Source organism: Sulfuricurvum sp. (genome assembly GCF_041651515.1).
Classification (GTDB): Bacteria; Campylobacterota; Campylobacteria; order Campylobacterales; family Sulfurimonadaceae; genus Sulfuricurvum.
In genome coordinates this window covers 356637-374340 of sequence record NZ_JBAZJF010000003.1, presented here as the reverse complement: position 1 = coordinate 374340, position 17704 = coordinate 356637, and the positions used below count along the sequence as shown (strand labels likewise).

The window sequence follows — 17704 nt, the reverse complement described above, 5'->3', positions numbered from 1 at the left end:
CCTTTGGTCTGGTAAAAAAGTGTACTTATTGTACAGTGCTTTATCTAAAATTCGGTTTTGACTTAAAACTGCTCCCACGGTTTATCCCATGCTTCAAGTTGTGTACGACACTCCGAACTGATAAACCGTTCCCCCTCATCGGGCGGCGAGACAAAACTAAAAGGCTCCCCGTTAAACGTAAATCGTAATGCATAGGCATGCAGATATCCCCTCTCTTCTTTGCGCGCTTCGTCAGCTTGCGCATAGCGCTCATCACCTGCGATAGGGGAACCCAGAGATTTGAGGGCGACACGTATCTGATGGGTTTTTCCCGTATGGGGTTTGATGAGGAAAAATCGCTCATGGGTTCGCAACGCACAGCTCACAAACTGAGTAATAGCCGGATTTTCCATCGTCGTAAGGAGCTTATAATCTCCCCGCCGAGCACTGCTCATATCCCCTTTGACCCACCCCATTTTTTTCTTCGGTTTGCGCATCGAAATGGCGAGGTAATATTTTTCGATTTTTCGATTTTCAAACAGCTTTCCAAACTGAGCGGCGGTTTCGGAGTTTTTGGCGAGGATAACGAGTCCTGAGGTCATTTTATCGAGGCGGTGGACGGGGAAGAGAGGGATGCCGAAGTGTTGAGTGATTTGGACGACGAATCCGGCTTCTCCTTCGGAATGGAAGTTTGTTCCAGCGCGTTTCGCTACGATGATAAAATCGTTGTTTTCAAATATCAGCATGGATCGATTCGAGCAGCGTAGATGTATTCCTCTTCGCTTTCCTTGAGCGATTGTGTACGTTCTTCAACTCTCTTAAGGAGATGATGACGCACTTCATCCTCATCGGCTACTATCAAGGGCAGCTCGATCTGAAACAATGATCCCTTGAGAGGTTCACTGATGAGAACAATATTGCCGCCCATCAGTTGTGCAAATTGACGGGCGATGGTGAGACCCCAACCTCTTAGTCTTTTTGGAGTCTCTTTGGTAAATTGGACGAACGGAGGGAAAAGATGCTTTTGATCTTCGAGAGTAATCCCCGGACCAGTGTCTTGGATCTCGATTATGAGGTGATCGCGTAGATTGTGTTTGATACTCAGTCGGATATTCACACTCCCTTTTTCGGTAAATTTGATGGCATTGCTGATCAGATTGATAAGAATTTGGCGAATACGGGCCTCGTCACCTTTAATGTAATGCGGGAATTCTGAGGATTGCTCGAAGTGCAATTGAAGCCCTTTGTGCTCGGCATGTATACGCATCATTTCCAAAATATTGCGTATCATAGCGTCGATGTCGAAAGGGGAAATTTGCAGGTGCAGTTTACCGGACTCGATTTTGGCAATCTCCAGAATATCGTTGATGAGGGTAAGAAGATATTCGCTGCTAAGGGTGATAATATCGATATTTTGGCGCTGGTTATTGTTCAATAGGGGATCTTGGCGGAGTATGTCTGAAAACCCTAAAATGGTGTTGAGAGGGGTACGCAGTTCGTGGCTCATATTGGCAAGAAACAGGCTTTTGGACTTGTTGGCCATTTCCGCCGCATCGCGTGCTTGAATCAGGTCTATGGTGCGTTGTCCCAAATGCCGGCGGTCTTCCCAAAACAGTTCTACGGCGTGTGCCATTTCATCGATTTCATCGTGGAACGGCACATTGCAACGATGAGCGTACTCCTCTTTTCCTGTGGACGTAGTGTTCGCATCTATGCGCAGATCATGGCTGACCTGCTGTAAACGACCCAGTACATGGCGTCCAAGAAACCATTGTGCCACCATCCCTGCAATCATGAGGCTTCCGACCAGCAGGAATGTCACCCAGCGCACATTACTCTGGGTCATATTATTGAGCTGTTGCACGGATTCGCGATAGTATCGGGTGAATTGCGCTGATTGTACCTGTGTCGCGTTTATCAGCTCCTCAGCTTGTTTGTGCAATTCTTTAAGATAATGTTGTTCAGATTTCATCATATCCGGGTGTTTTCTATCAGCTTGTAGCTCCTTTTCACGAAGCTGTGCTGCGATATTCGTCGTGTTACGGAATAATTGACTGGCACGATGCAGTTCCAGTAATGCGTTCCCTTCAGACTCGGCGGCAAGTCGATCGACAACTTTGTCGAACGTACTCAACTGCTCCAAAATTTCTCCGTAACGAGTGTGCAGCTGTGTATGTGATTCAGACTGTTCCAACTGATAGGTCTTACGCTCGATCAGAAATGTTAGCCGTACCAGATCCTGCGCTTCTTGCATTTGGAGTAGACGATGTTCTGCCAATAGGTGAATGGTTGTTGCCGAAGTATTCAGGGTATAGACCGCCATGCCTCCGCCCGCCAGTATCAGAAGCGTTAATACGGATATCGCCAGCAGGAACTGCTGGCGCAGTGTATGCGGCAACCATGAGGTGAAAAGTTTAAACAAGACCATAACCGTTCCTCTAACGCTTCCAGATATGATGGTAAAATTTTCGATACTCGTTATCGGGATCGAATTCCATCCGTATTCCGCCATCATAGGCGATATTACTCGGCGTTACTAGGTGCGGAGGGATGACATAACCACTGACACTACGCCCTGATAGTAGGCGGTTTAGCTCATCCACCAACTGCCATCCTTGCAGATTCAACGGTTCAGCTACCGTTGCGTATTGAAACGTTCCGGCCTGTATCCGCATGAAAGCTGCCGGACTCCCGTCTCCAGCAGAGAAAAGATGGATATCACGCCCCGTTTTGGTAAATTCGGGAGCCGCATAGTCGAAATAGATATCATTGATTGCCAGGGCATATGTCCAGCGTGTACCGTAGTGTGAGAGTAACTCCCGTGTTATTTTCGGCATCAGCTGCGCGCTTTGCGAGATCGGTACACGGCGTATTTCCAACAAGGTACACTTCGGGCATTCTTGGATGATTTTTGCCATTTCATTTGCTTTGCTCATTGCAATTTCGAAGTTGCTGTCGGTAAAAATGATCACCCCCGCCTTGCCATGACTTTCGACGACGGCTTTCATGGCAGTTACTCGGGCTACTTGGAACGGATCAGTGGATACATTCATCGCCACGCTCCCTGAAGAGAGTTTGCCCGCGATTGGTCCTACATGCCATCCCACCACCGGAATGCCTTTCTTTTTAAATTCGACCAAACGGGATTCAAGAGTGCGCGCATCGCTTCCGAGTAATATTAGACCATCGGGTTTCATCAAGAGTGCTGCATCAAGTGCGTTCTTTCGGCCGTTTAAGGTACCGCGTGCATCAATCATTTTGATATGCCATCCCAATACGTCTGCCGCTTCGCCCAATCCTCTGGCAACACCCAATACGCCTCCGTTACGCAAATCCTCGCACACTACCGCTATCTTTATGCCGTGCTGTCCGATGGGACCTGATGTGGGACCATCCCACTTGGAAACGCGTTCGCCTGCTTTTTCCACAATTTGTCGCATTTCAACAAGTGTTGCGCCCCTTTTTTTGCAGCTCTGTTCCATGGCAAACAAGGCTCCGCCTTCGATCAGGTAGACAAAGGTGAGTAAATAGAGGAGCAAAGCTCTATAGGGCATTTTACCCATCCGGTTCTCCTTGGATCGAAAATCAACCCACTTTGATTATATCATACAAGTATAAAGTAGTTTAGGTAAAAAGGTATCCAATGTCGCCGCTTAGCGTTTGATACTCAGCTTCCTTTATGAAGCGATACTCTCTGGGCTTTAAATCATCCAGCGTTAAATTACCGAAAGAGGAACGGTGTAAAGCGACGACATGATTCCCCACCGCTGCGAACATCCTCCGTACTTGATGATAGCGTCCTTCGGTAATCTCTAACGTCACGTGTGTCTCGTCGACAAGGGTAAGTTTAGCAGGAAGACACGGAGCTTTTTCGCCGTTGAGCATCAGAGTTCCCGAAGCGAAAATTTCCATTTCATCACCTCTGAGTGGCCGCTCAAGGGTTGCTTCGTAGACTTTGGCAACATGATGGCGCGGGGAGGTGAGGCGGTGAAGCAATGCTCCATCATCGGTGAGGAGGAGCAACCCGCTCGTATCTTTGTCCAGCCGTCCGACGGTTGATATTTTTGGATCGCGTCTGTTCCATCGATCAGGGAGGAGATCGTAAATCAGCTTTCCTTCACTGTCATCGTGAGAACAAATATAACCGATAGGCTTGTGCATCAGAATCACGATCCCCTGCGGTGGATCGAGAGGCTCTCCCCCAAAGCGGATATCCTCGTGAGAGACTTTCGTGTCGGATTTCAGAGGGAGATTTTTGGTGTGGGTAATGATCCCTGCTCGCAAAAGAACCGTAACTTCTTTACGGCTGCAATAGCCCAGTGCGCCGAGCAATTTGTCCAGACGTATCTTAGAGGGCTTCGAGTTTTTCATCGGTCTCTTTGGTGATTCGCTCAAATTCGTTGGTTGCGACTTCGAGCCGCTCAAACAGTTCTTCAATCATTTTTTCATCAGCGGCAACCTGTTTGGAGAGTTCCATGAGTTTACCACTTTCCCCTTGATTGGAATAGACGATTAATTGCTCATGCGATACCTTCATCTTATCCTCAAGTTTCATGATGGTGTTTTCACAATGATCGATCTCTTTTTTGAGAGGATTTAATACACGTGAGCGTTCTTGGATGAGTTCGGCACGTTGCTGCTTTTGCTCTTTTTTATTCGTATTTTGTGTCGCTTTTACAGATTTCGGAGCATCGCTGATCTCTTCATCCCATCCAATTTTCTCCAAAAAGGTGTCGTAGTTTCCGTCAAAAAATTCTGCACCGCTCTCACGAAAAATAATAAGCTGATCGGCAAGCTCACGCAGCAGCATTTCGGAGTGGGTGACGATGATGACGGAGCCATCGAACCGTTTGATCGCGTCACAGAGCGAATCGATCGATTGCATATCGAGATGGTTGGTCGGTTCGTCGAGAAAGAGGAGATTGGCAGGGGTGGCGATGATTTTTCCGAGCATGACACGGCTGCGCTCTCCTCCTGAGAGGATGCTGATCTTTTTATCGGCATCGTCGCCGCTGAACATCATCGTCCCGCAGATACCTCGGATTCGGACATTTTGCAAGGTGTTGTCAGCACTTTGAATCTCTTCGGTAATAGTACGGTTTTTATCAAGACGGTCGATGTTGGTTTGCCCGAAATGGGCGATCGCCGTAGAGGGGTGAAACGCGATTTCCCCTTTCGGTGTCAGAACCCCTGCGAGGGTGTTGAGGAGGGTCGATTTACCTTTACCGTTTTTCCCTATGATGGCAAGGCATTTTTTGGTCTCCAACACAAAAGAGAGATTTTGGAACAGCAATTCATCCTCTTTGTAGCCGAAAGAGAGATTTTTTGCTTCCATGATGATCTTTGCAGGGGTAGGGCGATAGGAAAAGGAGAAGGATAAATCTTTCTCCCCTTCTAATGACTCCATGACCCCCATCTTATCCAACTCTTTTTGCTTGGATTGGGCAAGTGTCGCTGTGGAAGCGCGGGCTTTGTTTCGGGCGACAAAATCTTCTAACTCCGCACGCTTTTTATCGTGGTTGATCTTGGTCTTTTCATAAATTTCGTCTTCTTGTGCCATAAATGTGTAATATTTATGGGTGTCGCCTTTGATGATCGATACATTTCGACGGCGTAATCCCATCGTGTGGGTACTCACCGAATCCATAAAATCGCGATCATGGGTGATGAGGATCACTTCCCCCTCGAACGTACGGATAAAGGCGCCAAGCCATCGCAGCGAAACGATGTCGAGGTAGTTCGTCGGTTCATCCAGCAAGAGCATATTGGGTTCGGTAACGAGAAGTTTGACCAGGTTGAGACGGATTTGATATCCCCCCGAAAAACTTAAGGGGTCACGATCCAAATCCTCCTGGCTAAATCCAAGCCCGAAGAGAATTTTTTCGACCCGATACACTTCGTGTTCCGCGTCCCCCGTAAGTACCGATGCGCACTCTTCCCGTACAGTTTTATGGGTAAAGTGGAGGTGTTGACGCAGCGTTCCGATACGATAGTTTCTGGGGATAAGAACTTCTCCCTCATCATAGGACTCTTCGCCGAGGATGATTTTAAAGAGGGTCGATTTTCCTGAGCCGTTTCGCCCGACGAAACCGATTTTTTGGCCTGAACCTACTTTGAGATTCAGATTTTCGAAGAGTACGCGTGTGCCGTAGCTTTTGGTAAGGTTATTAAGTTGAATCATGCGCTAGGTGTTAACTCTCTATTTTAGCGGGAAGTTTACCGGGCATTGCCTCTTTGTTGGAGAGCAAATCTTCGATTTGGCGTTTGACTTTGTCATAACGAAATTGCTCTTTAAACCCGTTGATCCGTCCACCAGCTGCATTGGGGTGTCCGCCTCCGCCTGCCCATTCTGCGGCCATCATTGCCACATCGACTTGATCATGTCCGCGTAGACTCATAGTGCCGCGTGTACTGACATCGACAATAAAATCAAATTCAGGGAATGCGGTGACAAAACCGTTTCCGATAATCGACGTATTGCCCAAGCCGTAGCTCAAAAAGCCGCGCCATCCTTTGTAATAGATGGTCATAGTAGAACGTTTGGTTCCGAGCAGTGCCACGATGTATTTGGTTGAAAGATTATCGAGGGTATTATCCACATCGTCTTTGAAAAACTCTTTTTTCATTTTATGGAGTGCTTCATCAAGGACAATATTGGCATTGGGGAGAAAACGCATTGTAGCGGCTTGTTCTAGCATAGCGAGTTTATAGACACGATCTTCATCGCCGAACATGACACGGCTGAGTTCTTTAGCATCGCTGATAAGGCGCATACACACTTTGCCATACTCGAAATCATCCTCTTCATCTTGATGCCACAGATCGACTGCATTAACCACTTTAACAAACGCTTCGAGCCATCCTCCGGCTTGTAATCCGTAATGCTCAATTGCGTATTCGTAGACGATTTTGGTTGCACAACGTTCCGTGTCGAGAAAATACCATGGGTATTGTGCTGCGGTATCTTTACCGCTTCCGTGGTGATCGAGCAATGTGATCGTGATCTCCCAGCCCCCTTCATTCAGGCGATTGACTTCGTTGTTAAGCCAACGCGCTTCATCGGGATAGAGATTAAGGTCACTGATAAGGATCGTGGCGGTTTGTTTGACTTTTTTGATGGTATCGATAATCTCTTCGAGACGATCCATTACTTCGGCACCGTAATTGGCATTGAAACTGATCATGGTGTGGGCAGTTTGTGCCATAACAAGCTGGCAGCTGTACCCGTCAAGATCGATGTGGGAGAGGTGATAAATGGTTTTTTGCATAAGTATCCTATTTAGTATCTAAAGTTATGGAGCCGAGTACTTCGAATTTTGCCCCTGAATCGATCTCAGCATGAGAGAGGGTAACGATGTCGAGGCTGAAACGCTCAAAAATTTCAGCCAACGGGCGGCGAAGTTTAGGATCAACAATGACAATGATCGGAGAGACCCCTTTTTGGAGGAGTTCAGTGGCTTTGGCACTGGTCGCTTGGATCAGATTATTGATCTCCCCGACATTGAGCATGAGCTGACGTGTTCCGTCACGCTCTTGGGATTTTTCCAAGAGGCGCTGTTCGCTCATTGCATCAAACGTCAGGAGTTTAATGACTCCGTCGGGGCTTGTGTAGGCTTGCGTGATGATACGGGAGAGTTTTGCGCGTACATGCTCCGTGATGATATCGACGCTTTTGGTATATTCGGCGACATCGGCCATCGTCTCTAAGATGGTAATCATATCTTTCAGCGGGATACGTTCATGAAGTAACGCTTTAAATACCCGCTGAATCAGACCGATATTGGCAACTTTGAGCAAATCGTCCACGACAACCGGATAGTCCCCTTTGATCTTATCAATAAGTGTTTGCGTCTCTTGGCGGGTGAGAAGCTCTTCGGCATGCCGTTTCACCAGCTCGCTCATATGTGTGGAGATGACGGTAGCCGGATCAACGACGGTGTAACCGTTGATAATGGCATCTTCTTTGAGCGACGGATCGATCCAAAGCGCATCCAGACCGAATGCCGGTTCTTTAGTCGCTTCTCCTGAAATTTCACCGATGGCCATGCCGCTATCCATGGCTAAATAGCGATCGGGCTGAATAAATCCGTCTCCGATATTGACCCCTTTGAGGAGTATCTCATATTGGGTCGGTTTTAGGTGAAGATTGTCACGGATACGTACCTGCGGCATCAAAAAGCCAAAATCGGAAGCGATTTTCCGCCGCATCGAGCGGATACGCTCCAATAAATCTCCCCCCTGCGCACTGTCAGCCAGCCGAATGAGCTGATACCCGAGAGTAAGTTCGAGCATTTCGATTTTGAGGATATCTTCGAGGGCGGCTTCTTCTTCTTTGGCAATCTCTTCGTTGGTTTTTTTACGCGGTGAACTTAGCGTAGAATCCTCTGTATCTTCCGGTGCATTGGTACCTTTTTTGGTCGAGGGACCTGTGGTAAGGAGAAGTTCCCCTTTTTGAAATTTGTGCAAAGCGTATCCCAAACCGGCAAAAACCAATCCCACAAATCCCATGGAAAGGGTCGGCAACCCCGGAACAGCGGCAAAAAGCATCATTATAAAACCGACGATGAGCATGATTTTAGCATTCCCCATGAGCTGGTTGATACTTCCCTCGGCGAAGTTCCCCGCATCATTGGAAGCACGGGTGATCATGATACCGGTTGCGGTAGAGATGATGAGGGCAGGGATTTGCATTACAAGCCCGTCCCCGATCGTTAGGATGGTATAGGTTTGCGCACTTGCCCCCGCATCCAGACCGAACTGGAAAATCCCGATCAAAAATCCGCCGATAATATTGATGATCGTGATGATGATCCCGGCGACCGCATCCCCTTTGATAAACTTGCCCGATCCGTCCATGGCTCCGTAGAAGTTTGCATCCTGCAAAATTTCGGCACGGCGGGCTTTTGCCTGCGCTTCATCAATGAGACCGCTGTTGAGATCGGCATCGATCGCCATCTGTTTACCGGGCATCGCATCGAGGGTGAAACGGGCTGCGACTTCCGCGACGCGATTCGAACCCTTGGTAACGACCATAAAGTTGATGAGGACAAGGATACTAAATACGATAACCCCGATGACGTAATTGCCGCCGATAACAAAATTACCGAAACTGGTGATAATATCACTGACCGCCTCAGGCCCCTCATGCCCGTGGCTGAGAATCATACGGGTTGTGGCGATGGACAGCGAGAGGCGAAAAAGGGTGATGACGAGTAGCAACGTCGGAAAGGTCGTTAGATCGGTTGGTTTTGGGATGTAGAGTGAAATTAATAAAATCAAAACAGCGATGGCGATAACGACCGCAAGGAGCAAATCGAGCAGGGCGCTGGGTAAGGGGACGATAATAATCGCTAAAATGGCCATAACGAAAAAGACCATACTTAAATCGCGTGAAGCGAATAGTACCCCTAAAACGGTTCTGACATCGGGACTTTTTTTTGCTTTGGCCAAACGTTACTCTTCTAAAATAGCTTCGAGGGTGAGGATTCCCAAAAAGGCGTCGACTTTCCCTTGGAGTCGATTCAGAAACGGCCATAGGCCGCAGGTCGGTGCTTTATTGGAAGGGCAATCTTCTTGGGACGGAGAGCAATTAAAGACGGCAGGACTTTTTCCTTCCGCCGCTTCCATCACTTCGAGTACGGTGATCTCAGAACTTTTGCGTGCCAGTTCAAATCCGCCGTTTACCCCTTTGTAGGAGTTTAAAATTCCCTTGCGTGCTAACGACTGGAGAATTTTTGCCAAAAAACTTTTGGAGATGTCGAGTTCGCGGGAAAGGGTATCCGCATCCATCGCATGCCCCGCTTTTGCCAAGACGATCAGCGATAATAGTGCGTATTCACTCGCTTTTGTCATCAGCATCGGCATCCTTTATTATTTTTGAATACCAAAGGAATAAAATCCCTTTGGCTACGCTAAGCCGCTAAGGCACTGAAGCTTGCCTCATTCAGAGGCAGAAAATATCGTTTTGTACTTTCTTTATCTAGGCAATTATAGCTAAAAATTATTAGAGATAGTTTTGACTGCAAAAGGGGAGTTTTTTTGCTATAATTCCGACCTTGCTTGAGAAAAATGTTTTTCATGTAAAATTTAACTACCCATCAGGAGGCTATTATGGCTTTAGATACGGCTAACAAAGCGCAAATTATTAAACAATACCAAAGAACTGAAGGTGATACCGGTTCAAGTGAAGTGCAAATCGCTCTTCTTTCTACTCGTATTGCAGGTCTTACAGACCACCTTAAAATCTTCAAAAAAGACCACTCATCACGTCTTGGTCTTTTGAAACTTGTTGGTCAACGTCGTCGTTTGATGCGTTATTTGAAACGCACAAACCGCGAAAGCTACAACAAACTTGTTGCTGATCTTGGAATCCGCGACAATATCTAAATCACTTCATTTAGAACGCCAAAGGAATACATTCCTTTGGCTTCGCTAGCCGCTATGGCACTGAACTTGCCTCTTGCGAGGCAGATTTTCTTACATAAAATATTCTTTTATCTTCCGCTAACTTCTATGTTTAACCGATCACACATCATGATGATAATGTTCTAATACCCGTTTGTATTCTTCGTACACTTGCGCAGGTGTGAGTGAGTTTTTGTACATTTTTAGAATTTGTCGGATGAAATCGAGTGGGTATTCGATGGAAAGGCCGGCATTTTTTGTGTAAATTTTTGCCAAGGTATCGTACATTCCCTCATAAATTGCGGGTTCTTCTTGTTTAAGACGTTGCAGGTTCTCTTCGGCTTGGATCAGTTTCGCATCATTAAACTCGCCACGCTCGTGGATCGTTTTACGAAGCTCTACATATTCTTTTAGGCTTTTGCGGTTTAGGACATAATCGGTAAACAGTTCTATGAGTGACATTTCTACTCCTTTATTCGTTTTGATAATTTTACGCTTTAAGTGTAGCAACAGTATAGCAGTGAAAAACCTTTATATCAAAATCCGAAAATTTTCTTTGCCCGTTCCAAATCTTCCACTGTATCGATACCGAATCCTGCGCTCGCCACTTTTACCATCGAGATTTTTTTGCCGTGGTAGAGGGCGCGGAGCTGTTCGAGTTTTTCGATGTCCTCCAGCGGTGCTTCGCCTAGTGCGCAAAAATTGTGCAGAGACTTTTTCGTAAATCCGTAAATCCCGATATGTCCGAAATAGTTCGCTTCCCCGCTGCGGTTAAACGGGATCGGAGAGCGGGAGAAATAGATGGCATTGTGATCCGCATCGGTGATCACTTTTACGAGATTCGGATCTTGTGCCGATTCGGTATTGATCGCGTTGTAACAGCTTCCCATGATGAATGGAGCGTTTAGCGCTTTGAGGGCGTTAAGTCGCTCGATCAGGAGTTCAAGCACTTCCGTTTCGATAAACGGTTCGTCTGCTTGGACGTTGATGATGAGTTCATCATTCGGTACATCGATGATCTGGGCGCACTCATTGATACGGTCGGTTCCGCTTTTGTGGGTCGTAGAGGTGAGGCGGGCTTCGACACCGTGAGCGGCACAAATTTCGAGGATTTTTTCATCGTCACACGCGACGACGACACGGTCGATGGATGCGACCCGTTTGGCAGTACGGATCACCATCGGCAAACCGCCGATATCGGCTAAAACTTTTTCGGGAAAGCGGGTTGAGGCGAGACGGGCAGGGATGATAATCATAGTTAAACCTGATATGAAGTGATATAATTAAGCAATTATATCCCAAAGGGTGAAAGATTGGGGTATTTGAGTTTTTTGGCTAAAATAACAACTATTTACAGCTAATTGATGAAGTAATGAAAGAATTTTAATGAGTTTCAATACCCTTGGCTGCATCTCAAGTATGAAGGCTTACAAGGGAATTTCAAGGAAGATTATAACATTTTTTAGGGAAAGAATAAATCTCGTTCGGCAATGCACGATATGACACATGCTATATACGCATACGATTATTGTGACACTGTCACAACAATCTTTCTCAACGAGATAGAGGAAAAAAATGAAAAAATTTAATGAATGGAATGAAGTTAAAAAAGAAATAGATACTCATGAAAAGTCTATTATCTTCAAAGAACGGGATGTTTTTTGGGTGAGTATCGGTGAAAATATCGGATATGAACAAAACGGAAAAGGTGAGATTTTTTCACGCCCTGTTGTCATCGTAAAAAGATTTTCGAGAAATATGTTTTTCGGCATCCCGTTATCAACGCAACTAAAAGAGGGTAATTTCTTTTTTGAGTTTGAACTCTCAGGTGTAAAGAGTAATGCGTTGGTCGTTCAAGGTAGATTATTCGATGTAAAACGGTTGGAAAATAAAATCGGCATGATGAATAAAAATGATTTTGAGAAGCTAAAAATACGAGTAAGAGAGCTGTTAAATGTGTAGATTTTCTCCCCTTGGCAGAACCAAGAGGCATCCCGAAGGTAATTATGGAAGAATTTTACCCCAAAAGGGTTTAAAAGTAAAGAGTGGTAAATATTTAGAAAATATGATAGAAAAGGTAATGTACTAAATGCTCCTTTATCAACCTGACGGAGGCTATTGTTACAACAGCGATTCGATATTGCTGTACGGATTCATCTCCCGTTTTGCCCCGAAGGGAAAAATGCTCGATGTCGGTGCGGGGAGCGGAATCGTAGGACTATTGGTAGGACGCGATTTTCCGGAAGTGATACTCGAAGCGGTCGAGAAACAGCCGTTGTATGCCGAATTTGCCCGTCGCAATGCTACGATCAACGGTATCGAGTACACACTGCATGAGGGGGATTTTTTAGAACTCGGAAATCATGGAAGCTATGACTGGATCGTCTCCAACCCTCCGTTTTATCATGAAAATGTTTCACGTTCCGAAAATCCGATACTCCATCAGGCCCGTTACAATGTTCACTTACCGATTGAGCCGTTTATGAGCAAAATTGCTAAACTACTCAGATCCAACGGCGAGGCGGCGATCTGTTACGATGCACGTCAATTTGTCCAGCTTTGCACTGCGTGTGAACGTGCAGGATTAAGAGTCGTTGAGGTACAATTCGTCCATTCTAAAGAGGATCGTCCCAGTACACTGGTGATGCTCCATCTGAAAAAAAACAGCAAAGCGATGCTGAATGTTCTTCCTCCGTTAATCACGTTTTCGGAAGAGAGTTATACCCCTGCGGTGCAGGCGATTTACGATAAAGCAAAGGCGCACAGTATTAAATGTCCGATTATATGACACAAGAAGGTTTCAGCTACGCATTTGACCCCTCTGCATGCTCCTCATGCGGTGGTAATTGCTGTACCGGAGAGAGCGGCAATATTTTTGTCTCTGTGACCGAGATCACCGCCATCGCAAAGCTGTTGAATAGGGATGAAGGTGAGTTTCGTCGAACATTCTTGCGTAAAGAGGGGTTTCGATTTTCGCTTAAAGAACGGAAAGTAAACGGCTCTTATGACTGTGTGTTTTTTGACCGTTCACTAAATGGGTGTAGTATTTACACTGCTCGTCCGTTGCAGTGTCGAACGTTTCCCTTTTGGGATTATTTTCGCCATCGTATCGATGAACTTAAAGCTGAATGTCCAGGGATAATACATGATTAAAATAGTTCTAACCAGTTTGCTGTTGAGCGGTGTAATGTTCGCCTCTCCTAATCCGATGATGAACAAAACTATGCTTGAAGATACGTTTACCCTCTATGCTCTGGATGCACAAATGCGCCAAAAACCGCATCAAGCATCGGAATACTTTGCCGAACTGTATAAGCAAACGTCTAAAAAAGAGTATCTTTATCAATCATTGCGGATGCTGGAGCAATCCAATGATACCAAAATGTTATCAAAATCAACGGCAGATGCGTTGGCGCTATCTCCTGAGGATGAGACATTAAAACGTTTTGAAATTATTGCACTCCTTAAAGGGGGGAGCTTTAGCGAGGCTTCTCAAAAAGCGGCAGCATTGAGTGAAAAAACTAAAAAATCGTCTGATTATCTCCTTTATGCCGAATCGCGGTTGAAACTTGATGATTATGAGGGGGGGATGAGTGCATTGAGAAATGCGTACGCACTCACCTATGATGATGCGACGGCAGAGCGAATGGCTTTGATTCAATATGCTAACCTGGGACAAAAAAATGAGGCGATTAAATTTCTAAAAGAACATATCGGAGCACACGGAAATAGCAAGCTGATCGGAAAACGATTAGGGAGTTTGTATGCTGATAGCGGTGCGTATGAGGATGCGGGAGAGATTTATGCTCAAACGTATGATTTGACGACCGATTCGGATGCTGCCACACAAGCGGTCAAAATTTATCTTTACACCCAAAACTATGTGAAACTCGTATCCATTTTAGAAAAATCGGGAATTAATGATCCATTGCTTTTGGAGCTGTATGTTAAAGAGAAAAATTTTGATAAAGCCTCTGCTCTTGCTCAAAAATTATATGAACGGGAGAATAACCCTCTTTTTCTCGCTCAAAGTGCTGTATACACCTATGAAGGGGCGAAAAACAGAAATGATCCTCTCATGCTAGCCAAAGTCGTGGATGGACTCAAAAAAGCAACTATGCAGATTGAAGAGCCTTTGTATCTCAATTATCTCGGGTATTTAATGATTGATCATGATTTGAATATCAGTGAAGGGATGGAGTATGTTCGCCGTGCTCTTAAAAAACAGCCGGAATCCCCTTTTTACATTGACTCGCTTGCATGGGGAAATTATAAACTCGGCGAGTGTGCAGAAGCATTGCGTTTGATGAAGCAGGTCGAATCGGTGATCGGAAGTGATGAGCAGGAAGTAAAAGAGCATCTAAAAGCCATTGAAGCATGTAAAACTAAGGAGAAATGATGATTTTAGATGACATTATCAAAAAAACCAAAGAAGATTTAAAAGAGCGCGAAGCGGCTTTTAGTATGGAGTGGCTAGGGCGTTCACTTGCCTTTAATTCCCGTGCACCTCGTGATGTGCGCCCGTTTTTGACCTCGACCCCCCAAGAGCCGTACAGAATCATTTCGGAAGTGAAAAAAGCGAGCCCTTCGCGCGGAGTCATCCGTGAAGATTTTGATCCTGTAGCTATTGCCCAAAGTTATGAGCGTGGCGGTGCTAATGCGATTTCTATTTTGACCGAACCGCACTTTTTTCAGGGAAATTTGGATTACCTCGCAGAAATTCGCCGTTATGTGAGCATCCCGCTATTGCGTAAAGATTTTATTATCTCCAAATACCAACTTCTTGAAGCTCTTGTATACGGTGCCGATTTTGTCCTCCTTATTGCGGCGGCACTCACCAAAGACGAGCTCAAAGAGCTGCTTAGCTACACGCGCCATTTAGGGATGGAAGCATTGGTTGAAATCCACGACAAATCCGAACTTACCAAGGCGATCTATGCGGGTGCCGACATCATCGGAATCAACCACCGTAACCTTCAAACGTTTGATATGAATATGAATTTGAGCTATGAACTGATCCCCTTGATCCCGAACGGCAAGATTATCGTTGCCGAGAGCGGTATTTATGAACATGGTCAATTAGAGGATTTAAACAAAGCGGGAGTCGATGCCTTTTTGGTGGGAGAATCGTTGATGCGCCAAGACGATGTGGAAGAAGCTCTTAAAAAACTTAAAAACGGATAATTGCCTACTATTTAAGCAACCCTTATGATTAGTTTAGGATATGATGAGTCAGTCCTAATTTTGACAAGGGGTACTCATGATCGAACCGATAAGTCCAGAATTACAAAAATTTTACGATATTTTTGAGAGTGTGGATCAGACCAAAGTCTCCGATTTTAAAGATTTCTTAGAATCCAATGCCGTCAATTTTAACCTCTTCAAAGAGGGAAATTTTATTGAGCGTTCTTTCCCCTTTGATATGATTCCCCGGATTATCCCTAAAGCAGAATTTGACCATTTGGAAGCAGGAATTATTCAGCGGGTTAAAGCATTAAATGCTTTTTTGAACGATATTTATACCGATCAAAAAATTATGAATGACGGAATTGTTCCGCGTGAATATGTTGATTCAGCCAAAGGATTTTTACCGGAGTTTATGGGTATTATCCCCCCCCAAGCGGTTCGTACGCATATCAGCGGTATTGATTTGGTTAAAGATGCGGTAAGCGGCAATTGGATTATCTTGGAAGATAATTTGCGTGTCCCAAGCGGTGTGAGTTATCCCCTCACAATCCGTCGGGCATTTCGTCATACTTATCCGGAGTTTTTTGAGTCGATGAAAATATCGAAGATCAAGCATTACGGCGACCAGTTAAAAGCGGCGATGGATTATGTGAATACGGGCGGTTTGAATGTTGTCCTTACCCCAGGAAGGTACAATTCGGCCTATTATGAGCACAGCTATTTAGCCAAAATTACCGGTGCAACCTTGGCACTGGGAGAAGACTTGGTGGTTGAGAATGATGAAGTCTTTTTGCTTGCATATAATGGGGAACATCTTCGTGTCGGAGCAATTTATCGACGGCTGGATGATGATTTTCTCGATCCCGAAGCTTTTGAGCCGGACAGTTTGATCGGAGTGCGGGGATTGACAAGAGCTTACCGTGCCGGAAACGTAGCGATTATGAACAGTATAGGTAATGGAGTCGCCGATGATAAAGGGATCTATTATTTTGTCCCTGAGATGATTAAATATTATTTGAATGAAGAACCTATCCTCTCCAACGCGCCGACCTATTTGCCCTATTATGAAAAAGATCGAGAGTATGTTTTAGCGAATATCGATAAGCTGGTTATTAAAGATGTTGCCGAAGCAGGAGGGTATGGGGTGCTGTTCGGTAATCGTCTCAACCCTCAGGAACGTCAAGAGATTATTGATCTGATTTTGGCTGATCCGCGTCGTTTTATCGCCCAAGAAGTGATTGAGTTTTACGATTTGCCCTGTATGATGGAAGGGGGTATCGTCCCCCGTAAAGCCGATTTACGAGCATACGTCATTCATGGTGATACAATTTCCGTGAGTATGGGCGGGTTGACGCGCTACGCAATGGAAGAGGGTAATTACCTCGTAAACTCCTCGCAAGGGGGCGGATTTAAAGATACATGGGTGGTGGAATTATGATGAACAGTGCACCGATTTCAATCAATACGGCACAGCATCTTTATTGGTTTGGACGTTATGTTCAGCGTGCTCAGACATTGCTCGTAGAGATGTTGGAAAGCTATGATTACGTACTGGATCGAGAATTTGAACATGGTAAAAAACTCTTTGCCAAATTAGGGATCGAAGCCGAGTATAACAGTGGCCTCGATTTTCTCAGAGTCGGTGTTTACGGCTCTCACTATGGGAGTGTCGATTCGATCATCAAGATGGCGAGAGAAAATGCAATTGAGACTCGCCACCTTTTGGATGAACGGGGATTTGCTACGTTAAATAAAATCTATAACCACTTGTGTGAGGGACATGACCGGGCAATCAGCCCTGCCTATCTGGAAGAAATTATCGATAATTGCAGTTTAATCTTGGGGATATTTTCATCGGAACTTGATCGTACTAGAGCCTATCAGCTGATCCGTTTTGGGCAGCAGATCGAGCGTTTCGATCTTATTTTGCGCTTATACGGAGAGTTGGATATGGTAGTTGCCGATATCGACGTGATTAACAGCATCGCGCGCCAGTTGAACCGTCAGTATCGTCCTATCAATGTGACTACTTCGGATATTCCGAAATTCCTTTTATTTTTGAACGGTGTTGTAGATAAAGTTATTCACAAAGAGCCCTTTGGGTCGTTACAATCTCAATCTCAAGCGTAATAGG

Annotated in this window: 18 protein-coding genes; 8 read left to right on the top strand and 10 right to left on the bottom strand. The window is 45.4% G+C overall.

Annotated features, from left to right (window positions below; all coding sequences use genetic code 11):
- Positions 1 to 62: 62 nt before the first annotated feature.
- The 8 genes from WC407_RS07555 to WC407_RS07520 form a co-directional block, all read right to left on the bottom strand.
- Complete coding sequence (locus WC407_RS07555; protein WP_373021998.1) at positions 63 to 725, bottom strand: TIGR01621 family pseudouridine synthase; 663 nt, start codon at positions 723 to 725, stop codon at positions 63 to 65.
- Positions 719 to 2407 carry a sensor histidine kinase gene (locus WC407_RS07550; RefSeq protein ID WP_373021997.1) on the bottom strand — a complete coding sequence of 563 codons (1689 nt, stop codon included), beginning with the start codon at positions 2405 to 2407 and terminating at the stop codon, positions 719 to 721. Before WC407_RS07550 ends, WC407_RS07555 begins: the two co-directional genes overlap by 7 nt.
- A 10-nt stretch (positions 2408 to 2417) precedes the next feature.
- Positions 2418 to 3542: a substrate-binding domain-containing protein gene (locus WC407_RS07545; protein ID WP_373021996.1), complete on the bottom strand. Its 1125-nt coding sequence runs from the start codon at positions 3540 to 3542 to the stop codon at positions 2418 to 2420.
- Between the two features lie 61 nt (positions 3543 to 3603).
- Positions 3604 to 4350 (bottom strand): pseudouridine synthase, encoded by a 747-nt coding sequence (locus WC407_RS07540; RefSeq protein ID WP_373021995.1) that lies wholly within the window; start codon positions 4348 to 4350, stop codon positions 3604 to 3606.
- Entirely contained in the window at positions 4328 to 6160 is a 1833-nt protein-coding gene (locus tag WC407_RS07535; protein WP_373021994.1) for an ABC-F family ATP-binding cassette domain-containing protein, read from the bottom strand. Before WC407_RS07535 ends, WC407_RS07540 begins: the two co-directional genes overlap by 23 nt.
- A gap of 10 nt (positions 6161 to 6170) precedes the next feature.
- Positions 6171 to 7247, bottom strand: coding sequence for a DHH family phosphoesterase (locus WC407_RS07530; RefSeq protein WP_373021993.1), 1077 nt, complete (start codon positions 7245 to 7247; stop codon positions 6171 to 6173).
- A 7-nt stretch (positions 7248 to 7254) separates the two neighbouring features.
- The gene (flhA, locus tag WC407_RS07525; RefSeq protein ID WP_373021992.1) at positions 7255 to 9429 is read right to left on the bottom strand and encodes a flagellar biosynthesis protein FlhA; all 2175 of its coding nucleotides are present in this window, start codon (positions 9427 to 9429) and stop codon (positions 7255 to 7257) included.
- 3 nt (positions 9430 to 9432) lie between these two features.
- Positions 9433 to 9837, bottom strand: a complete 405-nt coding sequence (locus WC407_RS07520) for an Rrf2 family transcriptional regulator (protein ID WP_373021991.1) — start codon at positions 9835 to 9837, stop codon at positions 9433 to 9435.
- 252 nt (positions 9838 to 10089) lie between these two features.
- Here WC407_RS07520 and rpsO point away from each other — a divergent pair, with 252 nt between their 5' ends.
- Positions 10090 to 10365 carry a 30S ribosomal protein S15 gene (gene rpsO / locus WC407_RS07515; protein WP_299927893.1) on the top strand — a complete coding sequence of 92 codons (276 nt, stop codon included), beginning with the start codon at positions 10090 to 10092 and terminating at the stop codon, positions 10363 to 10365.
- A 138-nt stretch (positions 10366 to 10503) separates the two neighbouring features.
- Here the strand turns inward: rpsO and WC407_RS07510 are convergent, their stop codons facing one another.
- Positions 10504 to 10845 carry a hypothetical protein gene (locus tag WC407_RS07510; RefSeq protein ID WP_373021990.1) on the bottom strand — a complete coding sequence of 114 codons (342 nt, stop codon included), beginning with the start codon at positions 10843 to 10845 and terminating at the stop codon, positions 10504 to 10506.
- A gap of 74 nt (positions 10846 to 10919) precedes the next feature.
- Entirely contained in the window at positions 10920 to 11639 is a 720-nt protein-coding gene (gene kdsB / locus WC407_RS07505) for a 3-deoxy-manno-octulosonate cytidylyltransferase (RefSeq protein ID WP_373021989.1), read from the bottom strand.
- Between the two features lie 319 nt (positions 11640 to 11958).
- Between kdsB and WC407_RS07500 the strand changes: the two genes are divergently transcribed.
- The 7 genes from WC407_RS07500 (at position 11959) to WC407_RS07470 (ending at position 17700) form a co-directional block, all read left to right on the top strand.
- Positions 11959 to 12345, top strand: coding sequence for a type II toxin-antitoxin system PemK/MazF family toxin (locus tag WC407_RS07500; RefSeq protein WP_373021988.1), 387 nt, complete (start codon positions 11959 to 11961; stop codon positions 12343 to 12345).
- Positions 12346 to 12472: 127 nt separating this feature from the next.
- Positions 12473 to 13171: a tRNA1(Val) (adenine(37)-N6)-methyltransferase gene (locus tag WC407_RS07495; protein ID WP_373021987.1), complete on the top strand. Its 699-nt coding sequence runs from the start codon at positions 12473 to 12475 to the stop codon at positions 13169 to 13171.
- On the top strand, positions 13156 to 13536 hold the full coding sequence (locus WC407_RS07490; protein WP_373021986.1) for a YkgJ family cysteine cluster protein: 381 nt from the start codon (positions 13156 to 13158) through the stop codon (positions 13534 to 13536). The genes WC407_RS07495 and WC407_RS07490 overlap by 16 nt, the downstream gene beginning before the upstream one ends.
- Positions 13529 to 14782 (top strand): hypothetical protein, encoded by a 1254-nt coding sequence (locus tag WC407_RS07485; protein ID WP_373021985.1) that lies wholly within the window; start codon positions 13529 to 13531, stop codon positions 14780 to 14782. The genes WC407_RS07490 and WC407_RS07485 overlap by 8 nt, the downstream gene beginning before the upstream one ends.
- Positions 14782 to 15567, top strand: a complete 786-nt coding sequence (gene trpC, locus WC407_RS07480; RefSeq protein ID WP_373021984.1) for an indole-3-glycerol phosphate synthase TrpC — start codon at positions 14782 to 14784, stop codon at positions 15565 to 15567. Before WC407_RS07485 ends, trpC begins: the two co-directional genes overlap by 1 nt.
- Positions 15568 to 15643: 76 nt before the next feature.
- Positions 15644 to 17008: a circularly permuted type 2 ATP-grasp protein gene (locus WC407_RS07475; RefSeq protein WP_373021983.1), complete on the top strand. Its 1365-nt coding sequence runs from the start codon at positions 15644 to 15646 to the stop codon at positions 17006 to 17008.
- Positions 17005 to 17700: an alpha-E domain-containing protein gene (locus tag WC407_RS07470; protein ID WP_373021982.1), complete on the top strand. Its 696-nt coding sequence runs from the start codon at positions 17005 to 17007 to the stop codon at positions 17698 to 17700. Before WC407_RS07475 ends, WC407_RS07470 begins: the two co-directional genes overlap by 4 nt.
- Positions 17701 to 17704: the final 4 nt, after the last annotated feature.